Raw genomic sequence first — 26,859 nt, 5'->3', positions numbered from 1 at the left:
CCCGACAATGCAAGGACCCTAATACTCGTCGTTACGCCGCATCCATGGACCGGTTTCATTGCGCCCCAGCGGCGCGCGGTCCAGCCAGGCATAAACACCCCACACCCCGTCCACGCCTCGCGAGTAAGCGGAATAGGTGTGATAGATCACCCCGTCCCGGCGTATGAAGGCGCTGATCCCGGGCCGGTCCCTGCCGAAGGTCAGGCCGTCCGTACCGCAATCGGCGGCCATCTCTTCGACAGGTTCTGGAATCGGCCGCATATCCATCGCGTGGCCGCCGAGGCGGTAATTGTAGTCCACCTGGCCCTCCCGCTGTTCTTCCTCGGTGAAGGACACGTTGAAATCGAAGTTGAACGTATCGTCGCCGCTGGAATACCAGGGGAAGGACCAGCCCATTCGATCCCGATAGCCCAGCAGGGTTTCAATCGGCGCCCGCGAGACGGCGGCGAAGGTTACGTCATGGGCGTTCAGATGAACGACGCTTCCCTCGACACCATCGGCAATGGACGAACAGGACGGACAGCCTGCCGAGAAATCGGGTCCAAACATGAAATGCTACACCAGCAATTGCGAGCGCCCTTCGAACAGATCCGAGAAACCGACCGGGCCGTTCGCCGATTGAAACCGGTAATCCCGATCGATCCGCACCCAGGGCAGGTCCTGGCGCATTCTGGCCAGCCGATCCCCCATTTTGGTGTGGTCCTTTTCCGCCGTCAGAAGTTCTTTTCGGGCGGTAATCCATTCCTCACGCGTGCCGACAACAGGGTGATGTGTCATCACAGTATTCCTTACTTAATCCATTGGGTTTAAGCGGGAATACGCCGTTCGTATTCCGATCGCAGCCGAACCCAGCCGTCCCAAAACGGTTCGGGCGTTTCGCCGGACAGTTTCGAACGCAAGACGTCCAGATGGATATGCCAGCCAGGCCCGACCATGAGCGTCATGTTGCGATCCGGGAGTCCGCGGTGAATGACCGTCAGCAAGACACCCTGCCCCGCCTCTTTCAAAAGGAAGGTGACTTCGCCGCTGTCACCCCAGGTGAATGTCAGCTTGTGGGGCGGTTCGAACTCGACGATCCGGCTCGCCATGCTGTGATCATCGGAGAATCCGTCGGGGCGCGCGCCCGGAGGATCCGTCAGTTCGTCATTGCGCCATGTCAGCGTGAACGCCGTACCGGCCTTCGGTTCCATGACGCCGGCAGCCAGCCATTTGCTGCGCTTCTCGCCATCGACCAGATAGGACCAGACCCGGTCGATCGGCCCCGGCAGACGCCGCTGAATTTCCAAGGTCTTCTCGTCGGTCAGAATGCCGTAATCGGCACTCGCGGTGATAACGCTCATTTGTCATTTCCTTCACTGGATTGGGATTGTTCAGACACTCGGGCCGCTTCTTCATCCTCCTCCCGCAGCAACCGCTCGAGGGTATCGAGCCGCCCGGTCCAGAAGCGTTCGTAGAAGCTCAACCATTCATGCGCGTCGGCGAGCGGTGCGGGATCCAGTCGGCAGACATGCGTGCGCCCCTGGATTTCCCGTCTGATCAGACCCGCCTTTTCCAACGCCTTGATGTGTTTCGATGCCGCCGCCAGCGACATTTCATAGGGTTCCGCCAACTGGCTGACGGTCCGATCGCCGCCTGCCAGATCGCTCAGCATCCGGCGGCGCGTGGCGTCGCCGAGTGCGTGAAAGACCGTGTTGAGGTCCATGACTTGATAATCAACCATGAGGTTGAATATAGGTGGAGCACAAAAATAGTCAACCAGTTAGTTTAATATTCATCACCCGGCTGACTGGACCGTCCCACCTATGCGATGCTATCGGTCCTGCGCCCTCTTTCCGCGACGGGAACTGCCATGGCCGGATATCCGCCTCTCAAGAGCCTCGAAGCCTTCGACGCCGCCGCCCGCCATCTCAGCTTTCAGCGGGCGGCAGAGGAACTGAACATCACGCCGACCGCCGTCAGTCACCGGATCCGGACTCTGGAAGATCACCTGGGGCGAAAGCTGTTTCACCGCCTGCCAAGGGCGCTTCGGCTGACACCGGAGGGCGCCGCCTATGCCCCCTGGATACGACAGGCTTTCCAGTCATTTCGTCAGGCAGGCACCGCCCTGGAGGACGCCTCCGCCCGGGGGGAGTTGGTCGTCACCGCAACCATGTCCTTCGCGACCAATTGGCTCGCCCCGAGACTCCATCGCTTTTCCAGTCAATATCCGGACATTGCGGTTCGTCTGGTCGCGACGGACGATGTCCTGGATTTCGCCCGCCATGGCATTGATGTCGCGATCCGATACGGCCGGGGTGAGGTCGGCGACCTGTTCGCGGCCTGGGTTCTGACCGATGCCGCCATTCCGGTCTGCTCACCCACCCGACTGACCGAAATGGGACAGACCCTGACTGCCGATGAGTTAAGGCGCCTGCCCTTGATCCAATACGAATGGCAAGGTTACAAGCCGGGCGACCCGGGTTGGGTACCTTGGTGGGACTCGGTCGATCCCGCCCGTCCCGCACCAGCCAATGCCGCGGTCTTCGGGGACGAACATATGTGTATCCAGGCGGCGATTGACGGGCATGGCGTCGCGCTGGTCGGTCTCCTGGCTGCAGCGCGGGAGATCGAATCGGGCCGCCTTGCCGTCGCCCATCCGCAGAGCCTGCCCAGCAAGAGCTGCTATTTCACCTGTGCGCCGCAGAACGCGGATCTGCCGAAATTCGCTGCGTTCCGGGATTGGTTGTTGGCAGAGGCGGATGACTTTCGCGACGGCCCTGTCGGCGCCATGCTGGACGGCATCGCCTGATCGCAATGCCCCGATAGGGATGAAATCACTTCATCCATGGCATGCCCTATCCTCGTTTGTCGTTGCGCGTAGCCAGCCCGACATTCCCGTGGCCAACCAAACAAGGAGCCACGCGATGACGACGCTTTTGCATATCGACGCCAGTCCCCGGGCCGAAAGATCCTTAACCCGGACGCTTTCCGCCTCCTTCATCGATTCCTGGCAGCGCATTCATCCCGACGATCAAGTCATTCGGCGCGATATCGGCCTGCAGCCGCCCCCGGCACTGACGGAAGCCTGGATCGCCGCCGCCTTCACCGCACCGGAGGCAAGGACCCCAGCGCAGCACGATATCCTGGGTCTGTCGGACACATTGATCTCGGAATTGGAACGCGCGGATGTCGTCGTGATCGGTACGCCCATGCATAATTACGGCATGCCGACGGCACTGAAAGCCTGGGTCGATCACGTGATCCGAATCGGACGGACTTTCTCCTTTGATTTGGAGCGGGGTGACTTCCCTCTGAGGCCGATCCTCTCGGGCAAGCACCTGGCGCTTCTGACGTCCGCCGGCGAGTTCGGATTCGAACCGGGCGGCGCCCGCGAATCCATGAACCATCTCGACACCCATATCCGGGCAATCCAGCACTATCTGGGTATCGCCCAAACCCACCACGTGGCGATCGAGTATCAGGAATTCGGCGATCAGCGTCACAAGCAATCCGTCGACGACGCCCTGGCGGCCATCGACCCGACGGTCCGAACGATCACATCGCAGTTAAGCCTCGCCGCCTGACCGTATCCGAACCGGACACAACAAAAAGTCGCCACCTCAAACGAGCGTGGCGACTTTTTTATGATGGCTCCGCGGGTAGGATTCGAACCTACAGCCGATCGGTTAACAGCCGATTGCTCTACCATTGAGCTACCGCGGATCAGTCTGTTCAACGGGGGTTGTCGGCGTCACAATTTCGTCACCGCCCCGTTGCGAGACGGGCTTATAGCAATCGTTCCCGGCCTTGCCAAGACGGGAAAACGCCACGAAGGGACAGAAATTTTTCCAACGGCGGTTAGGCTTCGTTAACGAATTGGGACTATAGTACCGCGAGACGACGGGGGCGTCTTCAGGCATGCTGGAACGGTCCCAAAACCCGTGTTTTAATCGAGCCCTGACAAGAGATCTTTTATGCCCCATCCGTCATCGAGAAAGCCTTTCTCCGTAGAACGGCGCGGTCGATCTGCAGCCGTTTCCGTTGCCGCAAACGGCGCGCTGCCCGACGTAGAGCCCGGCGCGCTGGCTGAGGAGATCGCCGCTCTGCGCGCCGAGATGAGCGAAATGCGCGGTTTACTGAAGGACGTCCTGCCGAAGCAGGCCTCCGATCCAATCGGCGGCCACGAACGGGACGATATCAAGGCGGTTCAGGTCGAAATCGCGCAGTTGGTCAAATCCATCGCCAAGGCGAAGGCGGAGATCGCCGCGATCAAGCATCCGATGGCGGAAGACGACCGCCTGCTGGCGGCATCAAATGAGCTGGACGCCATCGTTCGGTCGACCGAACTGGCCACCCACGACATTCTAGAGGCTGCGGAGCAGATCGAAGTCGAGGCCGCCAACCTGGCCGGTCTATGCCATGACGATCAAGATGTGGTCCACGCGACGGAACGGATCGTCGCCCAGGTTGTCCGTGTGCTGGAAGCCAGCAACTTCCAGGACATTACCGGTCAGCGCATCACGAAGGTCGTGGAAACCGTCCGCTTCATCGAACAACGCGTCATCGCCATGATCGACATCTGGGGTGTTCAGGCGTTCGAAGACCTGCCCCTGCCCAACCGTGAGAGCTTCGACGAGGACGAGGATCTGCTGAACGGTCCGCAATTGGAAAATCAGGGCATTTCCCAGGCCGATATCGACGCCTTGTTCGACTAAGCGATTAAGGTTCGTTGGCCGCGCGGGATTACAGCGCGTCCAGCTGCGCTTCCAGATCGTCCATCAGCAGCGTCAGTTCATGGACCTTGAGCCGGATCGATTCCAGTTGAGCCCGCGCGGCCACCGCTGGGTCGCCCCCATTCGCGGGCGGCGCGAAATCGGCACTGCCATCCAAAAGCCAATGGGCGCTGACGCCCAGGACACCCGCCAAGGTCACGATCCGGTTGGATCGCGGATCACGGTCGGATTGTTCCCATTCGACGACGGTTTCCGGAGTGACGCCCAGCCGATGCGCGAGATCCTCTTCGGACCATTCCAAGGTTTCGCGGGCCTGCCGAATTCTTTGGCCAATGCCCGTGTCCATGTCGTTTCCGGCCGAAGCCGGCTGCGCGCTGCTCATAGTTACCTCTCGATTTTTTTTGTCGATGCGATCCGCCTAATGCGGACCCATTCTCAACGCCGGTCTTCCGACGCATCCGCCGGATCGTCGTCGAACAGGATGCGGTGCGCGGCACCATCCAAATCGTCGAATTGACCGGACCGCATCGCCCATAGAAACGCCCCGAGACCGCAGACACCGAGGAAAAGGGCGATGGGGATCAAATAGAGCAATCCCGTCATTTTATACCCTTCCCCGTTTCGCCGTCCGTTGTGGCGATGCCGGATTTGACGCTGGGCACCCTAACGGAGCGGCCGGACCCAGTCCACCCCAACCTCAGCGCGTTCAGGATAACCACCAAGGATGACGAGGACATGGCAATCGCGGCGATCAGCGGGGTCACGAACCCGCAAACCGCCAGCGGCACGGTGATCAAATTGTAGAGGAAGGCCATGGCGAAGTTCTGACGGACCAAGGCTTCGGATCGGATTGCCACCAGATGCGATTCCCATACCCCGCCCAAGCGGTTGCTCTGAAAGACGATATCGGCGGCGTTCCGGCTGATATCCGCGCCGCTGGATGGGGACAGCGAAACCAGAGCCGCCGCCAGTGCGGGCGCATCGTTCAATCCGTCGCCGACCATGGCGGGATGCCGGCCCGCAGCGCGCAAGTCTTCCAAATAGCGCAGCTTGTCATTCGGCGTGACACGACCCGCCCATTCGTCAATCCCCAGCCGGTGCGCCATCGCCTCCACGACCGGCTCGCGGTCCCCGGATAACAGTCGCACGTCCAGCCCCGCCTTTTTGAAGGCACCGATTACCCTTGCCGCATCGGGGCGGGGGGCGTCGTCGAACAGAAAGCGGACGGGATTCCAGCCGGGGCGGCCATACCAGATTTCGGGACCACCGGTTTCCGGTTCCCCGGCCGCCGACTCCGGCACCCCCAGGAACTCACGGCTGCCGAGCCGATGTTCGCCGTCCCTGCCCTGCCAGATCAGGCCGGCGCCCGGAACCTCGGTCACATTATCGACGGCCACGATCTTCTCCCCCGCCGCGGCGACCAGCGCCTTGGCCAGGGGATGGGCACTGGTGGCCGCGATCGACGCCGCCGCCCTCAGGGTCTCGGTATCGATAGCGGCGACACCCCTCAATTCGGGGCGCCCCAAGGTCAGTGTGCCGGTCTTGTCGAACACGATCGTATCGACTCGCGCCAGCCGTTCCAGAGCAGACCCGTTCTTCAGCAGGACGCCCCCCCGCATCAGACGTGCGCAGGCAATGACCTGTACGACAGGCACGGCAAGGCCCAGGGCACAGGGGCACGTCACAATCAGGACCGCAATTGCGATCATGAGACTGTCCTGCCATCCCGCACCGGCAAGCAGAAACCAACCGCAGAATGCCGCCAAGGCCATCGCATGAACGACCGGCGCATACCAGCGCGACACGGCATCCGCCAATCCGACATAGCGCGCCCGGCGCTGTTCGGCGGCATCCATCAGACGGGTAATCTCGGCCAGAAGCGTCCCCTCGCCCGCCGCCGTTACCGTCAGTTTCAGCGGGGCCGCGAGATTGACCGCGCCCGCAAAGACCGCATCCCCCTCGCCCACCGCCTCAGGTAAGGTTTCTCCGGTGATCAACTGAGTGTCGATGTCCGATCTGCCCTGCGCCACGACACCGTCCACGGGAATGCGCTCGCCGGCGGTGACCAGCACGGTCATTCCCGCCTCGACCGAGGCCGGTGCGCAGGCATGCAGGCATCCATCGGAAGACACGACCGTTACGGCGACGGCGTTCAGACCGGCCAACTGTTCGGCGGCCGACCGCGCCTTACCCCGTGCCCGCCGGTCGAGATAGCGGCCGATCAGCAGGAAGAACAAGAGCGAGATCGCGGAGTCGAAATAGGCGTGCTCGGCACCGCTCAGGGTCTGAAGGAGGCTCATCCCCGTCGCCAGGACTACGGCCAGAGAGATCGGCACATCCATATTCGTCCGCCCCGACCGTATCGCGGCCAGCGCGCTGTCGAAAAAGGGGCGCCCGGCGTAGAACACCGCCGGCACCGTCAGCAGCGCCGAAATCCAATGCAGCAAGGTCCGGGTTGCGGGCCCCATATCCTGGACGTTTCCGGCCCAGACCGAAACCGACAGCAACATGACATTCGCCGCCGCGAACCCGGCCACCGCCATGGCGCGCAGCAATCGCCGTTCCTCCATATCGCGCCCGGCATGCAACGCCACCGGGTCATAGGGAACGGCGCGGTAGCCCTGCGAATCCAAGGCCGCAATCAGATGTTCCGGCGTCACCGCGACGGGATCGAAGACCACCCGCAAACGGCTGCTGGACAGGTTTACCCGGGCCGCTGAAACTCCCCCGATCGCCATCAGCGTCCGTTCGATCGTCGAAATGCAGCCGCCGCAGCTCATGCCCTCCACCATCAAGTGGATTTCGGCGGCATCCGCCCCAACGGAATGGATGTAAGGATCCAAAGCCCCCAGCCGGTCCCTGACCGCCGCCTCGCCATCCGCGCTGGGTTGGGTCAGAACCGGTACGCAACAATCCCCCGCGAATAGCTGCGTCATTCAAACACCTCAAGCGGCAGGAATACGCGTTCCACGGTCTGGTGGGTCCCGCCGCCCGACCAAACCAACCGGCGCAGGTTCCACTGCCCGGCCACCGGGACATCGACCTGCGCGGCATAGCGGCCAGGTGCGGTTTCTGTCAGGGTGGCCCGGACATCGATGCCGTGATGGGTCGGCCGTTCCAGCCTAACCTCCACTTGCGCCCCGGAGATTGCGCTATCCGCACGATCCGTCAGGACCAGTACCACGTCAAACCGGCCTGGCGGGCCATCGGGAGCGACAACGGGGGCGATGTTGGATTGCACGGTCCAGCCCAAGGCTTCCTGAGTCCGGACGTCCTGGAGCGTCTGATTGTAGTCGACGCCCTTCAGGTAATGATTCTTGGTTTCAAGCCCCGTCCAGCTGCTCAAGGCGATCCAGATCATGATTCCGTTCGCCGTCAGCACGACCGCGAAGAAGGCGAAAAACAAGAGCGGGATGCGGCTTTTCTTGGCAGGAGCCCCGGAAACATTGGCAATGTCGATCATGTCGGCACTCATTGGCTGGGTCCTCTGAAGCGGGTGTCGAATTCGGATTGAACGGGATGGCTGAGGATGGAGTCTTCGTCGGCCACGTTTTCGATCAGGACAAAGCTGAAATCCATCGTCTCGCCCTCAAGGACCGTGGGGGGAACCGTGATGAAGGCCTTTACCGTCCGCACACTGTCCGGGGCAACCGACAGCAAGGTCGCCTGATCCTCCTGATCCCGTCCTTGAAGGGACAGTTGGAATTCCGACAGGCCATGGGCGGTGAGAACGAAGGTGCGCTGACGCAGGGTCTTGTTGAGAACACGCAGGGTGAAGCCATTGCGGATCGACCCGTCCTTCAGGGTTACATAGATCGGGTTCCGGTCCGGTATGACGCTGACATCCAGATGCGACCGGGTCAGCAGCGCGAACAGGAAAATGCCGCCAACCAGCGCGATCATCCCGGCATAGATGATTGTGCGCGGTCGCACAAACCGTCGCTTGGCGGGCAGTCCCCGGGCCCGGGCGTTTTGCCGATTGACCGAGTCATAGGTGATCAGGTCACGCGGCAGCCCGATCCGATCCATGACATTGTTGCAGGCGTCGATGCAAAGGGCGCAGCCGATGCATTCCAACTGATTGCCGTCCCGGATGTCGATGCCGGTCGGGCAAACAGCGACGCATTGCCCGCAATCGATGCAGTGGCCGCGGCCTTCGTAATTGCCGTCCTTGGCCGGCTTGCCGCGCGGCTCGCCCCGCCAAGGCTCGTAGCTGACGATCAGCGTGTCCTCGTCCAGCATCGACGCCTGGAAGCGCGGCCACGGGCACATATAGGTGCAGACCTGCTCGCGCGAGTATCCCGCCAGCAGATAGGTCGTCAGGGTGAACAGCCCAATGAAGAACAGTTGGTTTCCGGTCAGGTTAAACGCGGCGACATCGGATACGAAGGTCGGCGCGTCGTTGAAATACATCACCCAGGCGCCGCCGGTCAGCAATGATATGACAAGCCAGGACAGATGTTTCGCCGACCGTTTCCACAGCTTCCCGAGGGAGAAGCGCGCCTTGTCGAGGCGAATGCGCGCACCGCGATCGCCTTCGATCCAGCGCTCGACCAACATGAACAGATCGGTCCAAACCGTTTGCGGGCAGGCAAACCCGCACCAGACCCGCCCCAGTAGCGCCGTTGCGAAGAAGAGGCCGACCGCCCCCAGGATCAGCAAGCCGGCGATGTAGTAGATTTCTTGCGGCCAGATCTCGACCCACAGGAAATAGGCGCGGCGATTGGGCATATCGATCAGGAAGGCCTGGTCCGGCGCGCCCGGTCCCCGATCCCACCGCAGCCACGGCGCGATGTAGTAGATTGCCAATAGGACAATCAGCGCCGCCCATTTCAGCTTCCGAAAATATCCTGCGACCGTCTTCGGATGGACCTTCCGCCGCGCTGCATAGAGCGGCTGAGTCTCCGGATCCGGATCGGGGGCGACCGGTCCTGGATTCCGCACGATCAGATCGTCGGCTGTACCCGCCATGAACTGTGTTCCCATCGCATAAAAACCACCATTGGGGCGCCGATGGCGGCGCCCGATGGTGTCTTAACGCCTTTGGGAACAAGCGGCATTGCGCTGGATCAACACGCAGCAACAGCCAGTTTGGCGGCCACCGGTTAGGCGGCCGCCGGCTGCATCAGGTCATGACTTCGAATGAAGCCTGCGCATCGGACTGCAGCTTGTTGACGATCTCTTCGCTTCCGGGACTGGGGGAGGCCAAATCGCCGATGCCTTCACAGGTGTAGCCAAGGCGAACGATATCGCGCGCATAAATCACATCGGTGCGCCCACGATCTTCGCGCTCGTCCCGCAAGACATAGCGCCGGAGATAGATGTCGGTGGAAAGCTCATGGCCAAGATCGAAGAGGCTCTGCACGATCGGCAGCAGTTCCGGCGGAATTTCGCCCTTGGTCAGATCCAGGCAATAGGTCTGCGCGGTATAGTTTGTACGCGACAGTTTCACCAGCTGGCCGGTTGCTTCCTTGTATTCCTCGGCACGGGTCAACAAATGTATACCGACGAACTGCTCCGGATCGGCGGCGGTCCGCTCCTCGTACCACCACAATGTCCCGTCATAGATGCCGGGGGCTTCGGTCTCGAACCCCTTCTCCCAGGCTTCGACAAATTCATAGGAGATGTTGATTCTTTCCGCGACCGGCAGGGTCACCGCCAAATCGTTGTGAAGATCGAAGGTATTGCCGCCGATCTTTGGAATGTATTCGGGTTCCTTGGGGTTGATCTTGAACCCGCACCCCGCCACGGCCAGCCCACCGGCCATTGCCAATGCCAGAACCGCTTTCCCGTGTCGCATCTTCCCTACCGTCCTATGTCGCATACCTAGTTGACGGAACCGTATGCCGATTTGCCCACAGCCGCTAGCGCATTCGCCAGCTCTTGAACACAACATAGGCCCCTTGAACAGCCAGCCGTGAGACAACCGAAAGGCCGACAATGTCCCGAAAGACCTTAAATCTCGATTCGACCCTCTATGACTACTTGATTTCGAATTCGTTGCGCGAAACGCCGATCCAGGCGCGCCTGAGGGAGGAGACCGCCGCACTGGGCGGCCCCGCAGGCATGCAGGTGTCCCCGGAACAGGGGCAACTTCTGGCCTTTCTGGCGTCGCTGATCGGCGCGAAACGTATCGTCGAAGTTGGTACATTCACCGGTTACAGTTCGCTTGCCGTCGCCTTGGCGCTTCCGGCGGATGGGCGCATAACCTGTTGCGATGTCAGTGAAGAATGGACCGCCATCGCGCAACGTTATTGGGACCAGGCGGGCGTTGCGGGCAAGATCGAGCTCAGGCTGGCCCCCGCCTCGGAAACCTTGGACGCGTTGGTGTCGGAAGAAGGAGTGGACAAGGTCGACATGGCTTTCATCGACGCCGATAAAGGGAACTACGACGGCTATTACGAAGCCTGTCTGACGCTGGTCCGGCCAGGCGGCCTGATCGCCATAGACAATGTCCTTTGGGGCGGTTCGGTGGCAGACCCTTCCAACAAATCCGCGGATACCGAGGCGATCCGGGCGCTGAACGCAAAATTGAAAGAGGACCGACGGATTGATCTGTCGCTGCTGCCGATCGGCGATGGCCTGACGCTGTGCCGGAAACGCTAGATCAGTTGCCTTCGAAAATGGCGTGACGGACCTTATCGCCCGGAGCGAGGCCCAGACGGTCAACAGTGCCGCCGGCCAGTTCCAGAACGCCCAGAACCCGTCCCTTCGACCCAATCGCTTCCAGCGAATGCGGGATCGTGCGTTCCCGGATGTTGGCGATCGTGCCGTCGGCGCGAATGAACAGCATGTCCAGCGGGATCAGCGTATTTTTCATCCACATGCTGACCCGGCGTTCGCGGCCGTAATCGAACAGCATGCCCTTGTCCCGGTCCAAAGCCGTTCGGTACATCAGGCCCTGGGCTCGCTGCTCCGGGGTCGCGGCGACTTCGACGGTGAAGACATGTGCTGCGCCCGCGGCCGTCACGACGGTGAGTTCGCTGGTTTCAAAGTTCAAATTCGGCACGGTTTGCGCCTGAACCGGACCATTGAGGCCAACTAGGGCGATAAGCGCCAGGAGGATCGTTCGTATCGTCATGACCATGCCCATAGCCCGAAAGCGTGTCCGAATAAAGGCCGCTCGGCTCAGCGGCGCATTGCCCGGCGAACAACGTCCCGAACCTCGTCGCGGATCGGACCGGCATTTGGCGGATCCGCCAATGTAGCGAACCAACGCTCGGGCGCCGACCGCGCCAGACTGTGCCGCCAGTCGATTGCGGTAAGGACTGCTGACGCCTCCGGCGGGAGCCTGTCCGGCACATCGTGCCCGTCGATGACCGCCCAGATACCGGCCCAGGCCCGGGCCACGGCATAAGGATTGTATCCGCCGCCGCCCAGAACGATACGACGCGGGGCTAGAGCCAAAAGTTGCCCGACCGCATGCCAGTAGACCGTGTTCGACAAGCCAAGTTTCGACATGGGGTCGTCGGCCAGCCCGTCGACACCGCCCTGGATAACAATGGCCGCCGGGCCGACAGACGCCACCGTCGGCAGGATTGCGGATTCCAGGACGAACAGGAACTCATCGTCGTTGAACCCTGCCGGGACAGGCAGGTTCAGAACGGCCGGACCTAGCCCGTGATCGGCTTTCCCGGTTCTGGGCCAGCGGTTCGCCTCATGGACGGAGATCGTGGTCACCCGCGGATCATTCTGGAACGCGGCCTCGACCCCATCGCCGTGATGCGCGTCCAAATCGACATAGGCGACCGGTTCGATACCCAGATCGAGCAGCTTCAGAATGCCCAGGACCGGATCGTTCAGGAAACAGAAGCCGCTCGCCCTGTCCTGCCGACCGTGATGGGTGCCGCCCGCGGGGCTATAGACCGTCCCGCCCGCCGCGACCAACTCCGCCGCCAGGATTGACGAGCCCGCCGCGGTGGCCGGCCGCCGGAACACTTCCGGATAGATCGGATTCCCATTCCGGCCGATGTTCCAGCGGTCGCGTTCCGCCTCGCTCAACCCGTCTCGCTCCGCACGCATCAGGGCATCGACATAGTCCGGCAGATGGAAGCGGATAAGCTGCTGGGAAGTGGCAACAGGCCCGTCGATATAGCGGCTCTCGTCCAGCCAACCCAGGGTGCGGATCAGGTCGAGTGCGACCGAAACGCGCGGTATCGATAGCGGATGCTTCGCGCCGTAACGCGATTTGCGATATATTTCGGATGCGATCAGCCGGGGTGCCGTTTCCATGGCCCTGAAGCTATCGCGCCGGGCGGGGTGGTCAACGGTATCTGACTACTTGCATTTGATGCCCTCGTCGTTAACTAGGGTATCGTGAGGGTCAATAAGACGGCTATCTCGGGACATCGCTCTCGAGCCGGCGCAACGAAACTGAGGGGTAAATCCAATGACACTGACTATCGGCTCGCTGGCGCCGAACTTCCGCGCCAACACCACCCAGGGCGAAATCGACTTCCACGAATGGATCGGCGATTCCTGGTGCATCCTGTTCTCGCACCCGAAAGATTTCACGCCGGTCTGCACGACGGAACTCGGCTATATGGCGCGGCTTGAGCCGGAATTCGCCAAGCGGAACGTGAAAATCATCGGTCTGTCCGTCGACCCGGTGGATCAACACTCGAAATGGGCCGACGATATCGAGGAAACCCAGGGTTTCCGCCCGAACTATCCGATGATCGGCGATACCGATCTGAACGTCTCCAAGCTCTACAACATGCTGCCGGTCGCGACCGAAGGCACGTCGGACGGCCGGACGGCCATGGACAACAAGACTGTCCGCAACGTCTTCGTGCTGGGTCCGGACAAGACCGTGCGCCTGATCCTGGTCTATCCGATGACGACGGGCCGGAACTTCGACGAAATCCTGCGTGTCGTGGATTCGATGCAGTTGACGGCGGAACACCAGGTGGCGACGCCGGTTAACTGGAAGAAGGGCGACGAGGTCATCATCGTTCCTGCCGTGTCGGACGCCGATGCCGAAAAGAAGTACCCGCAAGGCTTCCGGAAGCTGAAACCCTATCTGCGCTATGTGACGGATCCGACGCAGTAACGCGCTGCCAAGATGCGATCCGAAAGCGCCCGGCCGGTCCATCCGGCCGGGCGTTCTCTTTCAGGCTCGGGTTGAACGCCACGGGCCGAGAGACTAGAGGGGTAGGCGTTAAAATGGAAGCGCCTGAGATCGGCATGGCGGGCCGTCGGTGCCGTCTTCGGCTCCCTGGACCGCGTCTCAGGCGCTTCCATTTTAACGCCTACCCCACTAGAACGTACCCCCACGCTTATCGGACGGAATGAGAGCTATGAGCAACAAAGACGCGAAGGTTCTGGTTATCGGCGGCGGACTTGCCGGCAGCGAAGCCGCCTGGCAGGTCGCGCAACGCGGCATCGCGGTGACCTTGTGCGAAATGCGGCCCGTCCAAAAGACCGACGCGCATCATACGGACGGCTTCGCGGAGCTGGTCTGTTCCAATTCCTTCCGGTCCGACGATCCGGCCGGAAACGCCGTCGGCCTGCTGCATGAGGAAATGCGGCGCGCGGGATCTCTTATCCTGACCATGGGCGATCGGGCGAAGGTTCCCGCCGGCGGCGCCCTGGCGGTCGATCGCGACGAGTTTTCGCGCTTGGTAACGGAAGCGCTTGAGAACCACCCGAACGTCACCATTCAACGCGGCGAGGTGACCGCCCTGCCCGCGCCCGAGGAATGGGACAGCGTTATTGCCGCGACGGGGCCGCTCACTTCCGCCACGCTGACCCAGTCCATTCTGGAAACGACGGACGAGGCGCAACTGGCCTTCTTCGACGCCATCGCCCCGATCGTTCACCGCGACAGCATCGATTTCGACAAGGCCTGGTTTCAGTCCCGGTACGACAAATCGACCGATGGCGGCGACGGCAAGGACTATATCAATTGCCCGATGACCGAGGCGGAATACGAAGCCTTCATCGACGCCCTGATCGCGGGTGAGAAAACCGTCTTCAAGGAATGGGAGAAGGACACGCCCTATTTCGAGGGATGCCTGCCCATCGAGGTCATGGCGGAACGTGGCCGGGAAACGCTGCGCTTCGGCCCGATGAAGCCGGTCGGACTGACCGATCCGCGCACCGAAAGCCGGCCCCACGCCGTCGTCCAGCTGCGCCAGGACAACAAACTCGGCACGCTCTACAACATCGTCGGCTTTCAAACGAAGCTGAAATACGGCGCCCAGACCGAGATCTTCCGGATGATCCCGGGCCTTGAGAAGGCGGAGTTCGCGCGGCTGGGCGGCATTCACCGCAATACGTTTCTGAACAGTCCGCGCCTCCTGGACCAGGTCCTGCGTCTGAAAGCACGCCCGAATGTCCGCTTCGCAGGCCAGGTCACCGGCGTCGAAGGCTACGTGGAATCGGCCGCTATCGGTCTGTTGGCCGGGCGCTTTGCAGCGGAAGAAAAATTGGGGGCCACTCCCGCCCGCCCGCCGGAGACAACGGCACTGGGGGCGCTTCTGGCCCATATCACCGGCGGGGCCGAAGCGGAGACCTTTCAGCCGATGAATGTCAATTTCGGCCTGTTCCCGCCCCTGCCGGGCGACGACAAAAAGAAAACCCGGAAACGCGGCCGGGATCGCAAGGCTGCGATATCCGCCCGTGCCTTGGAAGATCTGGCGGGCTGGGTCGGTCCTGTGGACGATTTGCGGGCCGCCGAATAGGCGTCAGACGACGCGCCCCAGCATCGAGACCCCGGCAAGGGCCAGGGCCCGCCGGGCCTGTCCCATCGTATTTCTTTCCGGCTGAAACGGATCAAAACCACCCCGCTCCAATCTGCCGGCATAGATCGACGCGAGTCGGGCCTGCGCCAGTACCGGTCGGGCTCCGCGGTCTTTGGCGGCTTCCCGCACGATGGCCAGGTCCTGCTTTGCTTGATCGACCAACCAGCGGACCCAGTCGCGCACCGCGGGCGACATCTCGGCCCGCTCGATAGCCAAATCAAGTTCGGGCGAGGCTTTGAGGATCGATGTCGGCACGGTCCGCCGGCCCAAGATCCGATGCGGATGCAATCCACGGGCAAGACCGATCCAGGCCCAGGCACGCCCGGCCGCCCTACCCGCCGCCCAATCCTTCGGTCCATCGCCGGCAGGCAATACGCAGCGCAGCGCAATCTCCCCGATCGCGCCGCCGCTTGCCTCCACATAGCGCTGCAAGGCGGTCTCGTTGGCCGGCGGCAGATCGTCTAGATCCGCGGAGCGGATATCGATAGCCTCCAGAAGAAGCGCCTGTGGCAAACCGGCGGCCTGAAGTGTCACCGCCAACGGGTGAACGACCTGATGACGCCGCGGCGTCCCCGCCACGCATTCGGCGACCGCGTCGCGCCACCATTGCAGCCGGATCTCACCCAGCATCGCCTCGCGAACCGTTTCCCGCAGTTTCGAGATTTCCAAGTTGAACGCATAGATGCTGATCAAATAGGCGCGCTGCGGCATCGGGGCCAGCATGGCGGCGGCGAAACGATCCGGATCGCCTTCCCGCACCAGACCGGCGCAGTATTCCAGATCGTCCTCGTTGAACGACAGGGTCACGGCAGCGCCAATCCCAACTGACAGGCCAAGGTAGCCCGCAGATTTTCGGTCAGCGAAGCCCGGTCCCGCGACGGCGACGGATCGACTTTCAAACTGTCATGCATCCGTTCATAGATGGTCAGTAACGCATTCAGAATGCGGCCTTCTATCGATCCCAGGGCCGGGATCAGACCATCCGCCATGGCGCGAGCGGCAATCCGGCGGCGATCGGCCCTCTCGGACAGGTCCTTCAAGAGCTCCAGGGTGCGACCGGAATCCACCGTCACGGTTTCCCGGTCGATTCCATGGGTCTCGAAGCATACCCTTGGGATCGTGATCAACTGCCCGCCCCGCGCTGCATCCTTGGCGAAATCCCGCATGATATGGACCAGATAACAGAAATTCGCCATGTCCCGCGCCTGTGTCGCCAGGCTTTTCGCGGAACGGGCCGCACACAGGCCCTCATCGCCTGACCGCTGTGCCTGCAATACGTACAGAAACACGGTCGCGGGCGCGACGGTGGCACCTTCGCAGTACCGATCAAAATCCGCCCATGTTTCCAGGGGCCCTTCTCTTACGTCGAAGGCCATCGCCTCTGCCAGGCGCTGCCACGGATCTGGCGGAACATCACTGCCACGCGCCGACAGCCGCAGCGCTTCCAGGACGGCATGGTCGCGCTCGTTCAATCCGACGCGCGGCGCGCATCCGGCAAGTGCGTCCATGGCGGCATCGCGCCAAGTTTCGACATAGGTCAAAGCAGTCGACCGCCGGGTTTCCCGATCCGCCTCGTTCAACGACAGGAAATCGTCGTCCACGAAATCGTCAATCACCCGCATGCTGGCATAGGAGGCTTCGAACAACCGCCGCTTCCGGGCGTCGAGCGCCTGGCCCACGAACCACAGGTTGGAGGCGCTTTCCCGCGTGATGCGCGCGGCGAGCTGCGAGGGATCGATGGTCTGGTCGGGCGCGCGTTTCATCGCCGCAATGAACGCGATAAGCTTACAATTGGCAAGGTTCCGGATTGCAGTTACTACTATGCGGCCTTCGTAAACGGAGGCAGAACGGCTGGGGGGCCGTGCCGGGGGAATGAGCGTTCATGAGTGAGGGAAAATCCAAGGACGAAACCACCGTTTCGCGCGATCCCCCCGCCTATCGCAACCTGCGGCATATGATCGATCTGGCGGGTGTCGGATTGTTTGAAACCTCCCTGGACGGCCATTACCGCTTCGTCAATTTGTCCCTGGTTCAAATGCTGGGCTATGATTCGGCTGTCCAATTGCTGACGGAAGGCCGCACAGCCGACAGTTTCTATCACGACCCGATGGACCGCGACCGGTTCCAGAGACGAATTGCCAAGACCGGCACAGTCCGGGCGTTCATCAGTCGCGCCGTACGCCGCGACGGGTCGCTGTTCTGGGTCAGCGAGAACGCGTCTGAGCTGCGCGATGCGCAAGGCGACCTGATCGGCTATGTCGGGTCAATGACCGATGTGACGGAGTTGCTGGAAACCCAGGCGAAACTGTCTGAGACCGAAGCGGATTACCAACGCATCTTCGAACGCGCGACCGAGGGCATCTATCGCTCGTCCTTGGACGGCAAGCAGTTGCGATCAAACCCGGCGCTCTATCGACTTAATGGCTATGACAGCGAGGAAGACCTACTTCGCGCCGTTCAGGACATCGCAACGGAATGGTATGTGGACCCAAGCCGTCGTGCCGAATTCAGCCGCCAAATGGATGAGTTCGGATCGGTCAAGGACTTCGAGTCCGAAGTCTACCGCCACAAGACTCGAGAACGCATCTGGATCTCGGAAAATGCGCATCTGGTTAGGGACGAGGACGGACAGCCGTTGTTCTATGAGGGCACGGTGCAGGAAATCACCGACCGCAAGGCCGCCGAGCTGGAACTACATAAGACCAAAGACGCCGCCGAGGCGGCCAACCGGGCGAAATCACGCTTCCTGGCAAATATGAGCCACGAACTTCGCACCCCGCTGAACAGCATCATCGGCTTCACGGAGCTGATCCAGATGGAGCCGCATGGGCCGATCGGCTCGCCCACCTATTTCGACTATCTTGGTGATGTTCGGAAGAGTGCGGTGATGCTGCTTCAGTTGATCGACGACATTCTGGACATCGCCAAACTGGACGCCGGAAAGCTGAACATCGCCCGCGCACCGATGGACCTGGCCGAGATCATTCAGGATACGGTCGCCATCATGGCGCCCAGGGCGACCAAGGCCGCGCTGGCCATTACCACGCAGGTCGCGAAGGATTTGCCGCCGCTGATCGGCGACGCGCGCCGGGTTCGGCAGATCCTTCTGAATCTGGTTTCCAATTCTCTGAAATACACAGATCCCGGCGGCTCGGTCGAAATCATCGCGCGTCGCGAAAGACCCTGGATCATCCTTCAGGTGCGCGACACCGGCGTCGGCATTCCCGAACCGGATCTGGCCCGCGTATTCGTCCCCTTCGAACAGTCGCGTTATGCCATCGGCAAGGCGAAGGACGGTACCGGTCTTGGACTTCCCCTCGCCCGCGAACTGGTCCACCAGCATGGCGGCACGATTGACCTGGAAAGCACGGTCGATGTCGGGACGACGGTCACGGTCAAGCTACCGGACATCGCGGAAACGTTCGAGGGCTAGAGCGGTACGCGTTCAGATGGAACGGCCTGGGACGCCGTCATCGGTTTCCTGGTTAGGAGCGGAGCGCGTGGCGATGCGGGGCATCGTCCAGCCGACGCGACGAAGCAGACGGCCCGCCAAACCGACCTCAGGCGGTTCCATCTGAACGAATATCGCTCTCGAGTGCGATCAGCGCAGCGGCGGCGCGGCGGCCTTCGACCATCAAGACGTTGAACGTCCGGCAGGCTGCGCCGGTATCCATGATATCCATGGAGATTCCGGCAGCCCGGATTTCCTTGCGCAGCGCCGAAGGCACCAGTGCCATCTTCTCGCCTGTGCCGAGCAGAAGAATGTCCAGTGGCGGCGAGGCGTCGCGGATAGCGGTAAGGGACTCCAGCGTCAGGTCCGATACCGAAGACACCGGCCATTCCAGAACCGCACCCGGCATCACGATCAACGACCCGGTATGGGCCTTGCCACGGACCTGAAACCGGCCCGGACCATAGGAATCGATCATCATGCGGCTGTCAGGGACAGCGGGCGTAATATCCATCGCCTCGTCTCCTTACGGAATTGAGGGAGTCGGATCAGGCCGTCTGTTCTGCGTCGCCCGACCCGGCTTCTTCGCCGCGATGCGGCTCCAGCGTCAGCAGCATCGGCACCGCCACCAGGATCGACGAATAGGTGCCGATCACCACGCCCCAGATCAGCGCGATCGAGAAGTCGCGGATCACCTCGCCGCCGAAGATCGACAGGGCCACCAGGGCAACCAATGTCGTCACTGAGGTCATCAGGGTTCGCGACAGCGTCTGATTGATTGCCAGATTGGTCAGGCCCGCGAAGGGCATGGTCTTGTACTTGCGAATATTCTCGCGCACCCGGTCGAAGACGACGACGGTATCGTTGATCGAATAGCCCGCGATGGTCAGGACCGCCGCAACGGTTGCCAGATTGAATTCCAACTGCAACAGCGCAAACAATCCGACCGTGGTGATCACGTCATGGATCAGCGCGACAATCGCGCACACGCTGAACTGCCATTCGAAGCGGAACCAGATATAGATCAGGATCGCCCCCAGCGCGAAACAGATGGCGTAGATCGCCGCTTCCTGCAGCTCGCTGCCGACGGTCGGACCGACAACTTCGACGCGGCGATACTCGACCACCATTCCGTCGATAGCCTGTTTCGCGGTGGCCAATGCAGCCTGTTGTGCGACATCGTCGCCGGGCTGACGCTGGATGCGGATCAGCAAATCGTCGGCCGCGCCGAACTCTTGGATCTGGACATCGCCAAGGCCTAGATCCGACATGACCGCGCGGAACTCCTCAACACCCTGGCCCTGCTCCGTCTTGACCTCGATCATCGTGCCGCCCAGGAAGTCGATGCCCAGATTCAGGCCACGTGAGCCAAAAAGCGCGATGGAACCGACAACCAGCAGCAGCGAGAACGCGAAGGCGATCTTGCGGCCGGCCATGAAGTTGACGTTCACATCTTCGGGAAGCAGTCGTAGCAACATGGCTCAGGCCTCCTCGGCCTTGACGATACGCGGCGCGATCGGCAGAGCCGACGGGCGTTTGACACGTACGTAATGAACAACGAAGAACCGGGTTACCATGATCGCGGTGAACATGGAGGTGACGAGACCGATGGCCAGCGTGATGGCAAAGCCTCGGATCGGCCCGGCGCCAAACGCGAACAGCAGGACCGCCGCGATCAGCGTCGTCAGGTTGGCGTCGATGATGGTTGTGAGGGCCCGCTTGTAACCGGCTTCGACCGCATTCATCACAGTCCGGCCCAGCCCGGCCTCTTCGCGGATACGCTCGAAGATCAGCACATTGGCGTCGACCGCCATGCCAACCGTCAGGACGATCCCTGCGATACCCGGCAGGGTCAGCGTCGCGCCCAAGGCCGACAGTATACCGATGATGAGGACGAGGTTGAGGACCAGCGCGATATTGGCATAGACCCCGAACCGACCGTAGCTGGCCGTCATATAGACGATCACCAGGACCAAACCGACAATCGCTGCCAAACTGCCGGCGTCAATTGAATCCTGACCCAGGCCCGGACCGACGGTGCGTTCCTCGACCGGATCCATCTTGGCCGGCAGCGCCCCCGCCCGCAGCAGCAGTGACAGATCCTGCGCCCCCTGCAGGGTAAAGTTTCCGGTAATGACGCCACTGCCGCCCAGGATTGCGGTGCGGATCTGCGGGGCACTGATCACTTCGTCATCGAGGACGATGGCCAGGAACCCACCGACATTCTCCTGCGTCACGCGGCCGAACCGCTGACCGCCCGATGCGTCGAAGGTGAAAGACACGACGGGCTGGCCGTCCTGGAAAGTCGCCTGGGCATTGTCCAGGTTCTCTCCGGAAACATAGGATTGCTTGGTCACCAGGTACATCTGTGCCGGGCTGCCATCGGCCGCCTTCTGCTGCGATGGCACCAGGATGTAGCCGGGCGGCGGGCGGCCGGACTGCACCGCCGACGGCATCCGTTCGAAGTCGGCCAGATGGAAGCTCAGCTTCGCCTGGGCGTTCAGAATGGCCTTCAACTGCTCCGTATCGGACAGACCCGGGACCTGGATCAGAATCCGGTCCTGACCCTGCCGCTGGATCGTCGGCTCGGTCAGGCCCAACGCGTTGACACGCCGCGTCACGACCTCGAGAGACTGCGACATCGTACGCTGATTGATCGCCTGAACTTCGGATTCCGGCAAGGTCAGTCGGAATTGCTTGTCGCCGACAAGCGACAGTTCGTATGTCGGCGCGTTCTCCGAAATCACCTGACGCGCGGCATCGAGATCCGCCGCATCGCGCAGACCGAAGGTGATCGCCAGGCCTTGCTGGTTCTGCGTGAAATTGGTCGTCCGGATACGGGCTTCACGGAAGCCGATCCGCAAGGATTCCTCCGTGGATTCCATGCTCTCCCAAACGACCGATTCCGTCTCGACCTCGACCAGGATATGGGCGCCGCCCTTCAAATCCAGGCCCAGGCTCATCGGTTTACCGGGCGCCCAGGTCGGGTATCCGTCGAACTGCCACGGGCCGGTCGCGTTCGGCGCGGCATAGAGGATGCCCAACAGGGACAGAATGGCGATCAGGGCCTTTTTCCAGGCGGGGAACTGCAACATGCGGAAGGTCCGTCAGTCTGTGAATGGAATACCGGTTCGGGGAACCGGGATTACTTCTTCTTGCCGAACAGCGTTCCGATCAGGCTTTTCTTCTCTTCGCCGGATTCATTGGCCGGTTGCGGCGGCGCATCCTTCGCGGGCTCGGTTTTCGAGACGACGTCCATCAGCGTGTGCTTCAGGACCTTCACCTCGACATTCTCGGCGATCTTCACGAGGATTTCGTTCTCGTCCTGAACCTTCGTCACCGTGCCCAATATGCCGGCGCCCAGAACGACCTTGTCGCCACGACGAGCCGCCGCCAGTTTCGCCTGATGCGCTTTCTGGCGCTTCTGCTGCGGACGGATCAGCAGGAAATAGAAGATCGCAAAAATCAGGATGAGCGGCAGGAACATACCCAAAAGGCCATCACCGGCGGCGCCCGCTGCCTGTTCCTGTGCATAAGCGGTCGAAATGAACATGAATACGCTCCCAATCGTCGAGGAAATCACCGGGATGCCCCGGCAAGCAAGTCGCCGGGGACTATACGGACAGTTGGCGAAAGTGCAATGCCGCGAAACGACCCGAGCGCCGGTTTTCCGCGCGATTGACCGCACAAGGGGACGGCGATAGGCTCGCCGCCCTTCCCGCCCGAACCTGCAACGGCGACACAACCGGATACATCCCATGACCGACCGCGAAACGACGGACCTCCTGAAACGCATCGCCGACGCGCTCGACCGCATCGCGCCTGAGGCCAGACCGCCCTTCGCGGTGGCTGCGGATTCGGATGCCTTCGTCTGGAATGCGGAGACGGAACGGCTGGATCCCGTCGCCAAAGTCAACCGCGTGGATATCGCCCTGCTGCAAGGGGTTAACCTGCAGCGGGATCAGATACTGGAGAACACTAGGCGCTTCGCGAAGAAACTCCCGGCAAACAACGCCTTGCTATGGGGCGCGCGCGGTGCCGGGAAGAGTTCTTTGGTCAAGGCTGCCCATGCCGCGGTGAACAAGGAGGTTGGGGGCGCCCTCGCCCTAATCGAACTGCACCGTGAAGACATACCCAGCCTGCCGAAACTTCTCAGCCTGCTGCGCGGCAGCGACCGCCGTTTCATTCTCTTCTGCGACGACCTGTCTTTCGACGGACAGGACGCGGCCTATAAATCCCTGAAGGCAGTGCTCGAAGGCGGTGTCGAGGGCCGGCCCGAGAATGTCCTGTTCTACGCCACGTCGAACCGCCGCCACCTGATGCCGCGGGACATGATCGAAAACGAGCGGTCGACGGCCGTGAACCCGTCCGAGGCGGTCGAGGAGAAAGTGTCCCTGTCCGACCGGTTCGGCCTGTGGCTGGGCTTTCATTCCTGCGACCAGCAGACCTATTTCAGCATGATCCGGGGTTATGTAGAGGCCTATGACCTGCCCATCGCGGAAGAGGAATGGCGGCCGATGGCGGTAGAATGGACCGTTACGCGCGGCGCACGTTCCGGCCGGGTCGCCTGGCAATTCATCCAGGATCTGGCAGGACGGTTGGGCGTAGCGCTCTGACTGCCGCCGCATCGCGCCTGCATACTTGCCCAATTCCTGCGGCTTCCCTTACGATACCGGTTGAGGGGGCAGCAACGGCAGGAACAATGACGCAACCCAAGGTCATATCGCTGAAAGATGTGAAGCCGACAGCCATTCGCGGTGGTGCCAGGCCGACCAAGGTGCAGTTGGCCTATCTGCGGCGCGGATTGCGGCAGCCCGGCGGCAAGCTGCCCCTATTCGATAATGAAGGGCAGCAGATCAGCGACCGAACCGTAAGAAGCTGTATCGAGCAGGGTTGGGCGGAACCCTGGTTCAACAATCCTCTGAAGCCCGACTGGCTGGTCTGCAAACTGACCGATATCGGGCGCGACCTCGCAACACCGGACCAGAATGACGCGTAAAACCGGTTCCTTCACAAGCTTGTTCCGCGCAGCCATAGGGGTGGCGGCGGTGGGCGGCGTGACCGTATTGGGCGGTGTCGTTCTGGCCGCGCTGTTCGGCGATCCGTCGGACCGGACCGCGACCAGCCCCATGGCTATCTCGCCTATCCCCTCCTCCCCAGCCCGAAGCCCCGCCTCCGCCGAAGGGGTCGCACCGGAAGCGTCCAGCGGACAGACGTCGAAGAGCGCTGTCTATGCGGAAGATTTCATGATGGTCGCGGCCCATCCGGCCGCAGCCCAGGTCGGCGCCGCGATTCTGGCGGATGGCGGCACGGCCGCCGACGCCATCATCGCCGCGCAGATGGTTTTGAACTTGGTCGAACCGCAGAGTTCCGGCATCGGCGGGGGCGGCTTTCTGCTGTATTGGGATGCGGAACGGGACGACCTCTATTCCTATGACGGGCGCGAAACCGCTCCATCTCAAGGCACTGACGACTATTTGCGCAATGCGGATGGCGGGTTCAAATCCTTCTCCGAAGCGCTAACCGGCGGCGCATCGGTCGGCGTCCCGGGCCTGTTACGAATGCTGGAAATGGCGCATCGGGACCATGGCGCCCTACCCTGGAGCGGATTGTTTCAACCCGCTATCGATCTTGCCGAATCCGGATTCCCGGTCAGCCCACGCCTGAACGCATTGATTCAGGAATCCGCCCTTCTGGGGGAAATGGAACCGGCGGCGTCCTATTTTTTCGCCCCCGAGAGCCGGGAGGCCCTAGAGGTCGGCACGGTACGGCGCAATCCTGAATTGGCTCAAACCTTTCGGGCGATCGCGGAGGGCGGCGCGGACGCGTTCTATTCAGGGCCGATCGCGGAAGCGATGGTGTCCGCCGTCCAAGGCGCAGCACGCAATCCGGGCGCGTTGAGCCTGCAGGATCTGGCCACCTACAAGGCGATGCGCCGGGAGAATCTGTGCCTTCACTACCGTATCTATCGGGTCTGTGGCATGGCGCCCCCGTCTTCGGGCGGATCGACCGTTCTGCAGATCTTGGGATTGTTGGAATACTCCCCCCGGGACATTCGGCAACAGGCCGGCGTTTCGGCGGACGGGATCCAGACATTTGCCGAAGCGATGCGGCTGGCCTTCGCCGACCGGAATCAGTACCTGGCGGACAGCGATTTCGTCGATGTGCCGCTGTCCGAGATGCTGGCTGTGCCATACCTGTCTCAACGCGCGGCAACCATGGATTTCGGAAACAGCCCCAAAACGGAACGGGCGCCGGGCGATCCCGTCGGCGACCGGGCCCTGTTGCAACGACTGTCCCCGGACGACAGCGCGGAACTGCCCTCAACCACCCATTTGGTGGCGGTCGATCGCAACGGTTCCGTCGCATCCATGACCAGTTCCATCGAAAACGGATTTGGGTCCCGCGTCATGGTCGGCGGCTTCTTGCTGAACAATCAACTGACCGATTTCGCCTGGCGCCCTGAAAAGGACGGAAAGCCTGTCGCCAACCGGTATGAGCCCAACAAGCGACCGCGCAGTTCCATGGCCCCGATCCTGGTCTTCGGCCCCGGTGGCGCGCCGCGTCTGGCGATCGGCTCTCCTGGCGGCAGCCGGATTATCGGCTATGTCGCCAAGACCTTGGTCGGCGTATTGGATTGGGAACTATCGATCCAGGAAGCCATCGAGACCCCGCATTTTCTCAATCGAAATGGCGATATGGAGTTGGAAGAGGGCCCCGATCTGGATGCCGCTGCGGTCCTGTTGGAGAAACGAGGTTACAGCGTTTCCCGCCGCGCCATGGCGAGTGGCCTTCACGGTATCGAGTTTTCCGGTGGGGTTCTGGTAGGGGGCGCGGACCCTCGGCGCGAAGGCATGGCGGTCGGGGAACGCAACTTGGAGCGCGACCTCGGAAAGGTCTTCGACACCCTCCTGAACGGTTCCTAAAGCCTATCGTGAGGCAGGCCGGACAGGGCTTGCAGCAAAGGTTCGGGATCTTTCTCCTCCGGGATCGCCAGACGTAAATCGACCCGGAAATAATCCCCGACCGTACACTCCTCTGCCGCATATCCGTTCCCAACGCCGGCGGCCAATTCCTCGCGCATCTCGCTCGGCGAAAACGCGCGGCGATAGCGAATGCCCGGAACAGCGGTCTTCATTGCATAGCCATGCTCTGCCAACGCCGCCCGCAATGGCGCCAGATCGACCCGCGGGCGTGGACTGAGAAGCAGGATAGGCCGGTTCGGTGCGGCGGCGGCCAGCAAGGCCGACATGGCCGTCGAAACGTGATCCCCGATCGCCCCGCATTCATAGACCAGATCTGCCGATCTCAAGGCATCACTTAGTGCCGGTCCTGGCGGCGCCATGACCAGATTATCGGTATGCGCGACATCAATGGCCCCGCAGGTCCTGGCATAATCCAGCGCCCTGTCCGCGATATCGATCGCGTCAATCTGGTGCGCCGCCGCCCCGCCTCCCTTGGCACGCATGTCTGCAAACCGGCCGGCATCTTCGATTGCGGAGGCGTCGGTCCGGAAGTAGTCATAAAGCCCAGCCATGGATTGGCCGGTGCGCAGACACAGGCCGACCGCACCATAGCCGGCGGCGAAATCGATCAGCTTCACCGGCCCGGCCCCGCCCGCCGCAAGCACAGGGATCAGGCGGCGCAGTGCCAATGCCATGACGCCCGGCATGCGGTAATCCCCGGTCTCGACCCCGCGAAAATAGGGCCTCGGATCCGGCAGATTGTATAGCTTGTCGAAATCGGTCCAATGCGTCGGTGTTGTCGTCATTTTGCCCCCTATCGGGAACAACCTAACATGCCGCCAACACGAGGCCAGGGGCCAAAATGGTCCGACCCCGCGAACAGACGGTTCGGCGGGGCCGGTGGGGATCCCGAGCGGCGTCCAGTGCTTCCCGGTTACCGCGCGCTATTTGCCGGACTCCGGTGACGAGATTTGGACCCGCAGATG

27 protein-coding genes, 1 tRNA gene and 1 pseudogene are annotated in these 26,859 nt (G+C 61.9%); 10 read left to right on the top strand and 19 right to left on the bottom strand.

The genetic code is table 11. The features are described from left to right. Window positions 1-18: 18 nt before the first annotated feature. The 3 genes and pseudogenes from ACO06O_RS07670 to ACO06O_RS07660 all read right to left on the bottom strand — a co-directional run bounded on the left by ACO06O_RS07670 (window position 19) and on the right by ACO06O_RS07660 (window position 1,702). Window positions 19-777: pseudogene (locus ACO06O_RS07670) on the bottom strand (DUF899 domain-containing protein). Between the two features lie 29 nt (window positions 778-806). After that, entirely contained in the window at window positions 807-1,340 is a 534-nt protein-coding gene (locus ACO06O_RS07665; RefSeq protein WP_421877936.1) for an SRPBCC family protein, read from the bottom strand. Continuing rightward, a complete protein-coding gene (locus ACO06O_RS07660) occupies window positions 1,337-1,702 on the bottom strand; it encodes an ArsR/SmtB family transcription factor (protein ID WP_421877934.1) in 366 nt (121 codons plus the stop codon). Before ACO06O_RS07660 ends, ACO06O_RS07665 begins: the two co-directional genes overlap by 4 nt. A gap of 147 nt (window positions 1,703-1,849) precedes the next feature. Here ACO06O_RS07660 and gcvA point away from each other — a divergent pair, with 147 nt between their 5' ends. Then, window positions 1,850-2,788: a transcriptional regulator GcvA gene (gcvA, locus tag ACO06O_RS07655; RefSeq protein WP_421877932.1), complete on the top strand. Its 939-nt coding sequence runs from the start codon at window positions 1,850-1,852 to the stop codon at window positions 2,786-2,788. A gap of 115 nt (window positions 2,789-2,903) precedes the next feature. Next, window positions 2,904-3,563, top strand: coding sequence for an FMN-dependent NADH-azoreductase (locus ACO06O_RS07650; protein WP_421877930.1), 660 nt, complete (start codon window positions 2,904-2,906; stop codon window positions 3,561-3,563). 64 nt (window positions 3,564-3,627) lie between these two features. Here the strand turns inward: ACO06O_RS07650 and ACO06O_RS07645 are convergent. Next, window positions 3,628-3,702 (bottom strand) — tRNA-Asn (locus ACO06O_RS07645). 251 nt (window positions 3,703-3,953) lie between these two features. Between ACO06O_RS07645 and ACO06O_RS07640 the strand changes: the two genes are divergently transcribed. After that, entirely contained in the window at window positions 3,954-4,694 is a 741-nt protein-coding gene (locus ACO06O_RS07640; protein ID WP_421877928.1) for a protein phosphatase CheZ, read from the top strand. Window positions 4,695-4,722: 28 nt separating this feature from the next. Here the strand turns inward: ACO06O_RS07640 and ACO06O_RS07635 are convergent, their stop codons facing one another. From ACO06O_RS07635 to ACO06O_RS07610, 6 genes are all read right to left on the bottom strand, one after another. Continuing rightward, window positions 4,723-5,094 carry a helix-turn-helix domain-containing protein gene (locus ACO06O_RS07635; RefSeq protein WP_421877926.1) on the bottom strand — a complete coding sequence of 124 codons (372 nt, stop codon included), beginning with the start codon at window positions 5,092-5,094 and terminating at the stop codon, window positions 4,723-4,725. A 53-nt stretch (window positions 5,095-5,147) separates the two neighbouring features. Beyond that, window positions 5,148-5,315, bottom strand: a complete 168-nt coding sequence (ccoS, locus tag ACO06O_RS07630; RefSeq protein ID WP_420416969.1) for a cbb3-type cytochrome oxidase assembly protein CcoS — start codon at window positions 5,313-5,315, stop codon at window positions 5,148-5,150. Further along, window positions 5,312-7,648, bottom strand: coding sequence for a heavy metal translocating P-type ATPase (locus ACO06O_RS07625; RefSeq protein WP_421877924.1), 2,337 nt, complete (start codon window positions 7,646-7,648; stop codon window positions 5,312-5,314). Before ACO06O_RS07625 ends, ccoS begins: the two co-directional genes overlap by 4 nt. Further along, window positions 7,645-8,187 (bottom strand): FixH family protein, encoded by a 543-nt coding sequence (locus tag ACO06O_RS07620; protein ID WP_421877922.1) that lies wholly within the window; start codon window positions 8,185-8,187, stop codon window positions 7,645-7,647. The genes ACO06O_RS07625 and ACO06O_RS07620 overlap by 4 nt, the downstream gene beginning before the upstream one ends. Further along, the gene (ccoG, locus tag ACO06O_RS07615; protein WP_421877920.1) at window positions 8,184-9,683 is read right to left on the bottom strand and encodes a cytochrome c oxidase accessory protein CcoG; all 1,500 of its coding nucleotides are present in this window, start codon (window positions 9,681-9,683) and stop codon (window positions 8,184-8,186) included. Before ccoG ends, ACO06O_RS07620 begins: the two co-directional genes overlap by 4 nt. Window positions 9,684-9,837: 154 nt before the next feature. Continuing rightward, window positions 9,838-10,512: a hypothetical protein gene (locus ACO06O_RS07610; RefSeq protein ID WP_421877918.1), complete on the bottom strand. Its 675-nt coding sequence runs from the start codon at window positions 10,510-10,512 to the stop codon at window positions 9,838-9,840. Window positions 10,513-10,652: 140 nt separating this feature from the next. Here ACO06O_RS07610 and ACO06O_RS07605 point away from each other — a divergent pair, with 140 nt between their 5' ends. Then, on the top strand, window positions 10,653-11,318 hold the full coding sequence (locus tag ACO06O_RS07605) for an O-methyltransferase (protein WP_421877916.1): 666 nt from the start codon (window positions 10,653-10,655) through the stop codon (window positions 11,316-11,318). A 1-nt stretch (window position 11,319) separates the two neighbouring features. Here ACO06O_RS07605 and ACO06O_RS07600 read toward each other — a convergent pair whose 3' ends face one another. Both ACO06O_RS07600 and ACO06O_RS07595 read right to left on the bottom strand, forming a co-directional pair. Next, window positions 11,320-11,793 (bottom strand): DUF192 domain-containing protein, encoded by a 474-nt coding sequence (locus ACO06O_RS07600; protein WP_421877914.1) that lies wholly within the window; start codon window positions 11,791-11,793, stop codon window positions 11,320-11,322. A gap of 47 nt (window positions 11,794-11,840) precedes the next feature. After that, entirely contained in the window at window positions 11,841-12,944 is a 1,104-nt protein-coding gene (locus ACO06O_RS07595) for an acetoin utilization protein AcuC (RefSeq protein WP_421877912.1), read from the bottom strand. Between the two features lie 157 nt (window positions 12,945-13,101). Between ACO06O_RS07595 and ACO06O_RS07590 the strand changes: the two genes are divergently transcribed. Continuing rightward, entirely contained in the window at window positions 13,102-13,764 is a 663-nt protein-coding gene (locus tag ACO06O_RS07590; protein WP_420416977.1) for a peroxiredoxin, read from the top strand. Window positions 13,765-14,011: 247 nt separating this feature from the next. Beyond that, window positions 14,012-15,397 carry a methylenetetrahydrofolate--tRNA-(uracil(54)-C(5))-methyltransferase (FADH(2)-oxidizing) TrmFO gene (gene trmFO / locus ACO06O_RS07585; RefSeq protein ID WP_421877910.1) on the top strand — a complete coding sequence of 462 codons (1,386 nt, stop codon included), beginning with the start codon at window positions 14,012-14,014 and terminating at the stop codon, window positions 15,395-15,397. A gap of 3 nt (window positions 15,398-15,400) precedes the next feature. On the opposite strand, the gene ACO06O_RS07580 is transcribed toward trmFO, so the two are convergent. Continuing rightward, window positions 15,401-16,264 (bottom strand): phytoene/squalene synthase family protein, encoded by an 864-nt coding sequence (locus ACO06O_RS07580; RefSeq protein ID WP_421877908.1) that lies wholly within the window; start codon window positions 16,262-16,264, stop codon window positions 15,401-15,403. Next, window positions 16,261-17,220, bottom strand: a complete 960-nt coding sequence (locus tag ACO06O_RS07575; RefSeq protein WP_421877906.1) for a squalene/phytoene synthase family protein — start codon at window positions 17,218-17,220, stop codon at window positions 16,261-16,263. Before ACO06O_RS07575 ends, ACO06O_RS07580 begins: the two co-directional genes overlap by 4 nt. Window positions 17,221-17,339: 119 nt before the next feature. On the opposite strand from ACO06O_RS07575, the gene ACO06O_RS07570 reads away from it, so the two are divergent. Continuing rightward, window positions 17,340-18,890 (top strand): PAS domain-containing sensor histidine kinase, encoded by a 1,551-nt coding sequence (locus tag ACO06O_RS07570; RefSeq protein ID WP_421877904.1) that lies wholly within the window; start codon window positions 17,340-17,342, stop codon window positions 18,888-18,890. Between the two features lie 127 nt (window positions 18,891-19,017). Here the strand turns inward: ACO06O_RS07570 and ACO06O_RS07565 are convergent, their stop codons facing one another. Genes ACO06O_RS07565 through yajC form a run of 4 tightly spaced genes read right to left on the bottom strand, consistent with a single transcriptional unit; the run spans window position 19,018 to window position 22,461 of the window. After that, entirely contained in the window at window positions 19,018-19,422 is a 405-nt protein-coding gene (locus ACO06O_RS07565) for an Mth938-like domain-containing protein (protein ID WP_421877902.1), read from the bottom strand. Window positions 19,423-19,456: 34 nt separating this feature from the next. Next, window positions 19,457-20,386: a protein translocase subunit SecF gene (secF, locus tag ACO06O_RS07560; RefSeq protein WP_421877900.1), complete on the bottom strand. Its 930-nt coding sequence runs from the start codon at window positions 20,384-20,386 to the stop codon at window positions 19,457-19,459. A 3-nt stretch (window positions 20,387-20,389) separates the two neighbouring features. Further along, on the bottom strand, window positions 20,390-22,003 hold the full coding sequence (gene secD, locus ACO06O_RS07555) for a protein translocase subunit SecD (protein ID WP_421877898.1): 1,614 nt from the start codon (window positions 22,001-22,003) through the stop codon (window positions 20,390-20,392). Between the two features lie 50 nt (window positions 22,004-22,053). Then, window positions 22,054-22,461: a preprotein translocase subunit YajC gene (gene yajC, locus ACO06O_RS07550; protein ID WP_421877896.1), complete on the bottom strand. Its 408-nt coding sequence runs from the start codon at window positions 22,459-22,461 to the stop codon at window positions 22,054-22,056. A 205-nt stretch (window positions 22,462-22,666) separates the two neighbouring features. Here yajC and ACO06O_RS07545 point away from each other — a divergent pair, with 205 nt between their 5' ends. From ACO06O_RS07545 to ggt, 3 genes are all read left to right on the top strand, one after another. Then, window positions 22,667-23,524, top strand: a complete 858-nt coding sequence (locus ACO06O_RS07545) for an ATP-binding protein (protein WP_421877894.1) — start codon at window positions 22,667-22,669, stop codon at window positions 23,522-23,524. A gap of 86 nt (window positions 23,525-23,610) precedes the next feature. Beyond that, the gene (locus tag ACO06O_RS07540) at window positions 23,611-23,907 is read left to right on the top strand and encodes a hypothetical protein (RefSeq protein ID WP_421877892.1); all 297 of its coding nucleotides are present in this window, start codon (window positions 23,611-23,613) and stop codon (window positions 23,905-23,907) included. Next, window positions 23,897-25,834, top strand: coding sequence for a gamma-glutamyltransferase (gene ggt / locus ACO06O_RS07535; protein WP_421877890.1), 1,938 nt, complete (start codon window positions 23,897-23,899; stop codon window positions 25,832-25,834). The genes ACO06O_RS07540 and ggt overlap by 11 nt, the downstream gene beginning before the upstream one ends. Here ggt and ACO06O_RS07530 read toward each other — a convergent pair. After that, window positions 25,831-26,679, bottom strand: coding sequence for a hypothetical protein (locus ACO06O_RS07530; RefSeq protein ID WP_421877888.1), 849 nt, complete (start codon window positions 26,677-26,679; stop codon window positions 25,831-25,833). The genes ggt and ACO06O_RS07530 overlap by 4 nt on opposite strands. Window positions 26,680-26,859: the final 180 nt, after the last annotated feature.

Origin of the sequence: Pacificispira sp. (genome assembly GCF_965228185.1) — a bacterium.
Lineage (GTDB): Bacteria > Pseudomonadota > Alphaproteobacteria > UBA8366 > Aestuariispiraceae > Pacificispira.
Note: the sequence above shows the minus strand (reverse complement) of the source record. Positions and strands in the feature narration are given on the sequence as shown.

Bases quoted from the DNA above. Each gene is read 5' to 3' on its own strand.
- ACO06O_RS07665 (WP_421877936.1), bottom strand. From the start codon at position 1,340: ATGAGCGTTATCACCGCGAGTGCCGATTACGGCATTCTGACCGACGAG.
- ACO06O_RS07660 (WP_421877934.1), bottom strand. From the start codon at position 1,702: ATGGACCTCAACACGGTCTTTCACGCACTCGGCGACGCCACGCGCCGC.
- gcvA (WP_421877932.1), top strand. From the start codon at position 1,850: ATGGCCGGATATCCGCCTCTCAAGAGCCTCGAAGCCTTCGACGCCGCC.
- ACO06O_RS07650 (WP_421877930.1), top strand. From the start codon at position 2,904: ATGACGACGCTTTTGCATATCGACGCCAGTCCCCGGGCCGAAAGATCC.
- ACO06O_RS07640 (WP_421877928.1), top strand. From the start codon at position 3,954: ATGCCCCATCCGTCATCGAGAAAGCCTTTCTCCGTAGAACGGCGCGGT.
- ACO06O_RS07635 (WP_421877926.1), bottom strand. From the start codon at position 5,094: ATGAGCAGCGCGCAGCCGGCTTCGGCCGGAAACGACATGGACACGGGC.
- ccoS (WP_420416969.1), bottom strand. From the start codon at position 5,315: ATGACGGGATTGCTCTATTTGATCCCCATCGCCCTTTTCCTCGGTGTC.
- ACO06O_RS07625 (WP_421877924.1), bottom strand. From the start codon at position 7,648: ATGACGCAGCTATTCGCGGGGGATTGTTGCGTACCGGTTCTGACCCAA.
- ACO06O_RS07620 (WP_421877922.1), bottom strand. From the start codon at position 8,187: ATGAGTGCCGACATGATCGACATTGCCAATGTTTCCGGGGCTCCTGCC.
- ccoG (WP_421877920.1), bottom strand. From the start codon at position 9,683: ATGGCGGGTACAGCCGACGATCTGATCGTGCGGAATCCAGGACCGGTC.
- ACO06O_RS07610 (WP_421877918.1), bottom strand. From the start codon at position 10,512: ATGCGACACGGGAAAGCGGTTCTGGCATTGGCAATGGCCGGTGGGCTG.
- ACO06O_RS07605 (WP_421877916.1), top strand. From the start codon at position 10,653: ATGTCCCGAAAGACCTTAAATCTCGATTCGACCCTCTATGACTACTTG.
- ACO06O_RS07600 (WP_421877914.1), bottom strand. From the start codon at position 11,793: ATGACGATACGAACGATCCTCCTGGCGCTTATCGCCCTAGTTGGCCTC.
- ACO06O_RS07595 (WP_421877912.1), bottom strand. From the start codon at position 12,944: ATGGAAACGGCACCCCGGCTGATCGCATCCGAAATATATCGCAAATCG.
- ACO06O_RS07590 (WP_420416977.1), top strand. From the start codon at position 13,102: ATGACACTGACTATCGGCTCGCTGGCGCCGAACTTCCGCGCCAACACC.
- trmFO (WP_421877910.1), top strand. From the start codon at position 14,012: ATGAGCAACAAAGACGCGAAGGTTCTGGTTATCGGCGGCGGACTTGCC.
- ACO06O_RS07575 (WP_421877906.1), bottom strand. From the start codon at position 17,220: ATGAAACGCGCGCCCGACCAGACCATCGATCCCTCGCAGCTCGCCGCG.
- ACO06O_RS07570 (WP_421877904.1), top strand. From the start codon at position 17,340: ATGAGTGAGGGAAAATCCAAGGACGAAACCACCGTTTCGCGCGATCCC.
- ACO06O_RS07565 (WP_421877902.1), bottom strand. From the start codon at position 19,422: ATGGATATTACGCCCGCTGTCCCTGACAGCCGCATGATGATCGATTCC.
- secF (WP_421877900.1), bottom strand. From the start codon at position 20,386: ATGTTGCTACGACTGCTTCCCGAAGATGTGAACGTCAACTTCATGGCC.
- secD (WP_421877898.1), bottom strand. From the start codon at position 22,003: ATGTTGCAGTTCCCCGCCTGGAAAAAGGCCCTGATCGCCATTCTGTCC.
- yajC (WP_421877896.1), bottom strand. From the start codon at position 22,461: ATGTTCATTTCGACCGCTTATGCACAGGAACAGGCAGCGGGCGCCGCC.
- ACO06O_RS07545 (WP_421877894.1), top strand. From the start codon at position 22,667: ATGACCGACCGCGAAACGACGGACCTCCTGAAACGCATCGCCGACGCG.
- ACO06O_RS07540 (WP_421877892.1), top strand. From the start codon at position 23,611: ATGACGCAACCCAAGGTCATATCGCTGAAAGATGTGAAGCCGACAGCC.
- ggt (WP_421877890.1), top strand. From the start codon at position 23,897: ATGACGCGTAAAACCGGTTCCTTCACAAGCTTGTTCCGCGCAGCCATA.
- ACO06O_RS07530 (WP_421877888.1), bottom strand. From the start codon at position 26,679: ATGACGACAACACCGACGCATTGGACCGATTTCGACAAGCTATACAAT.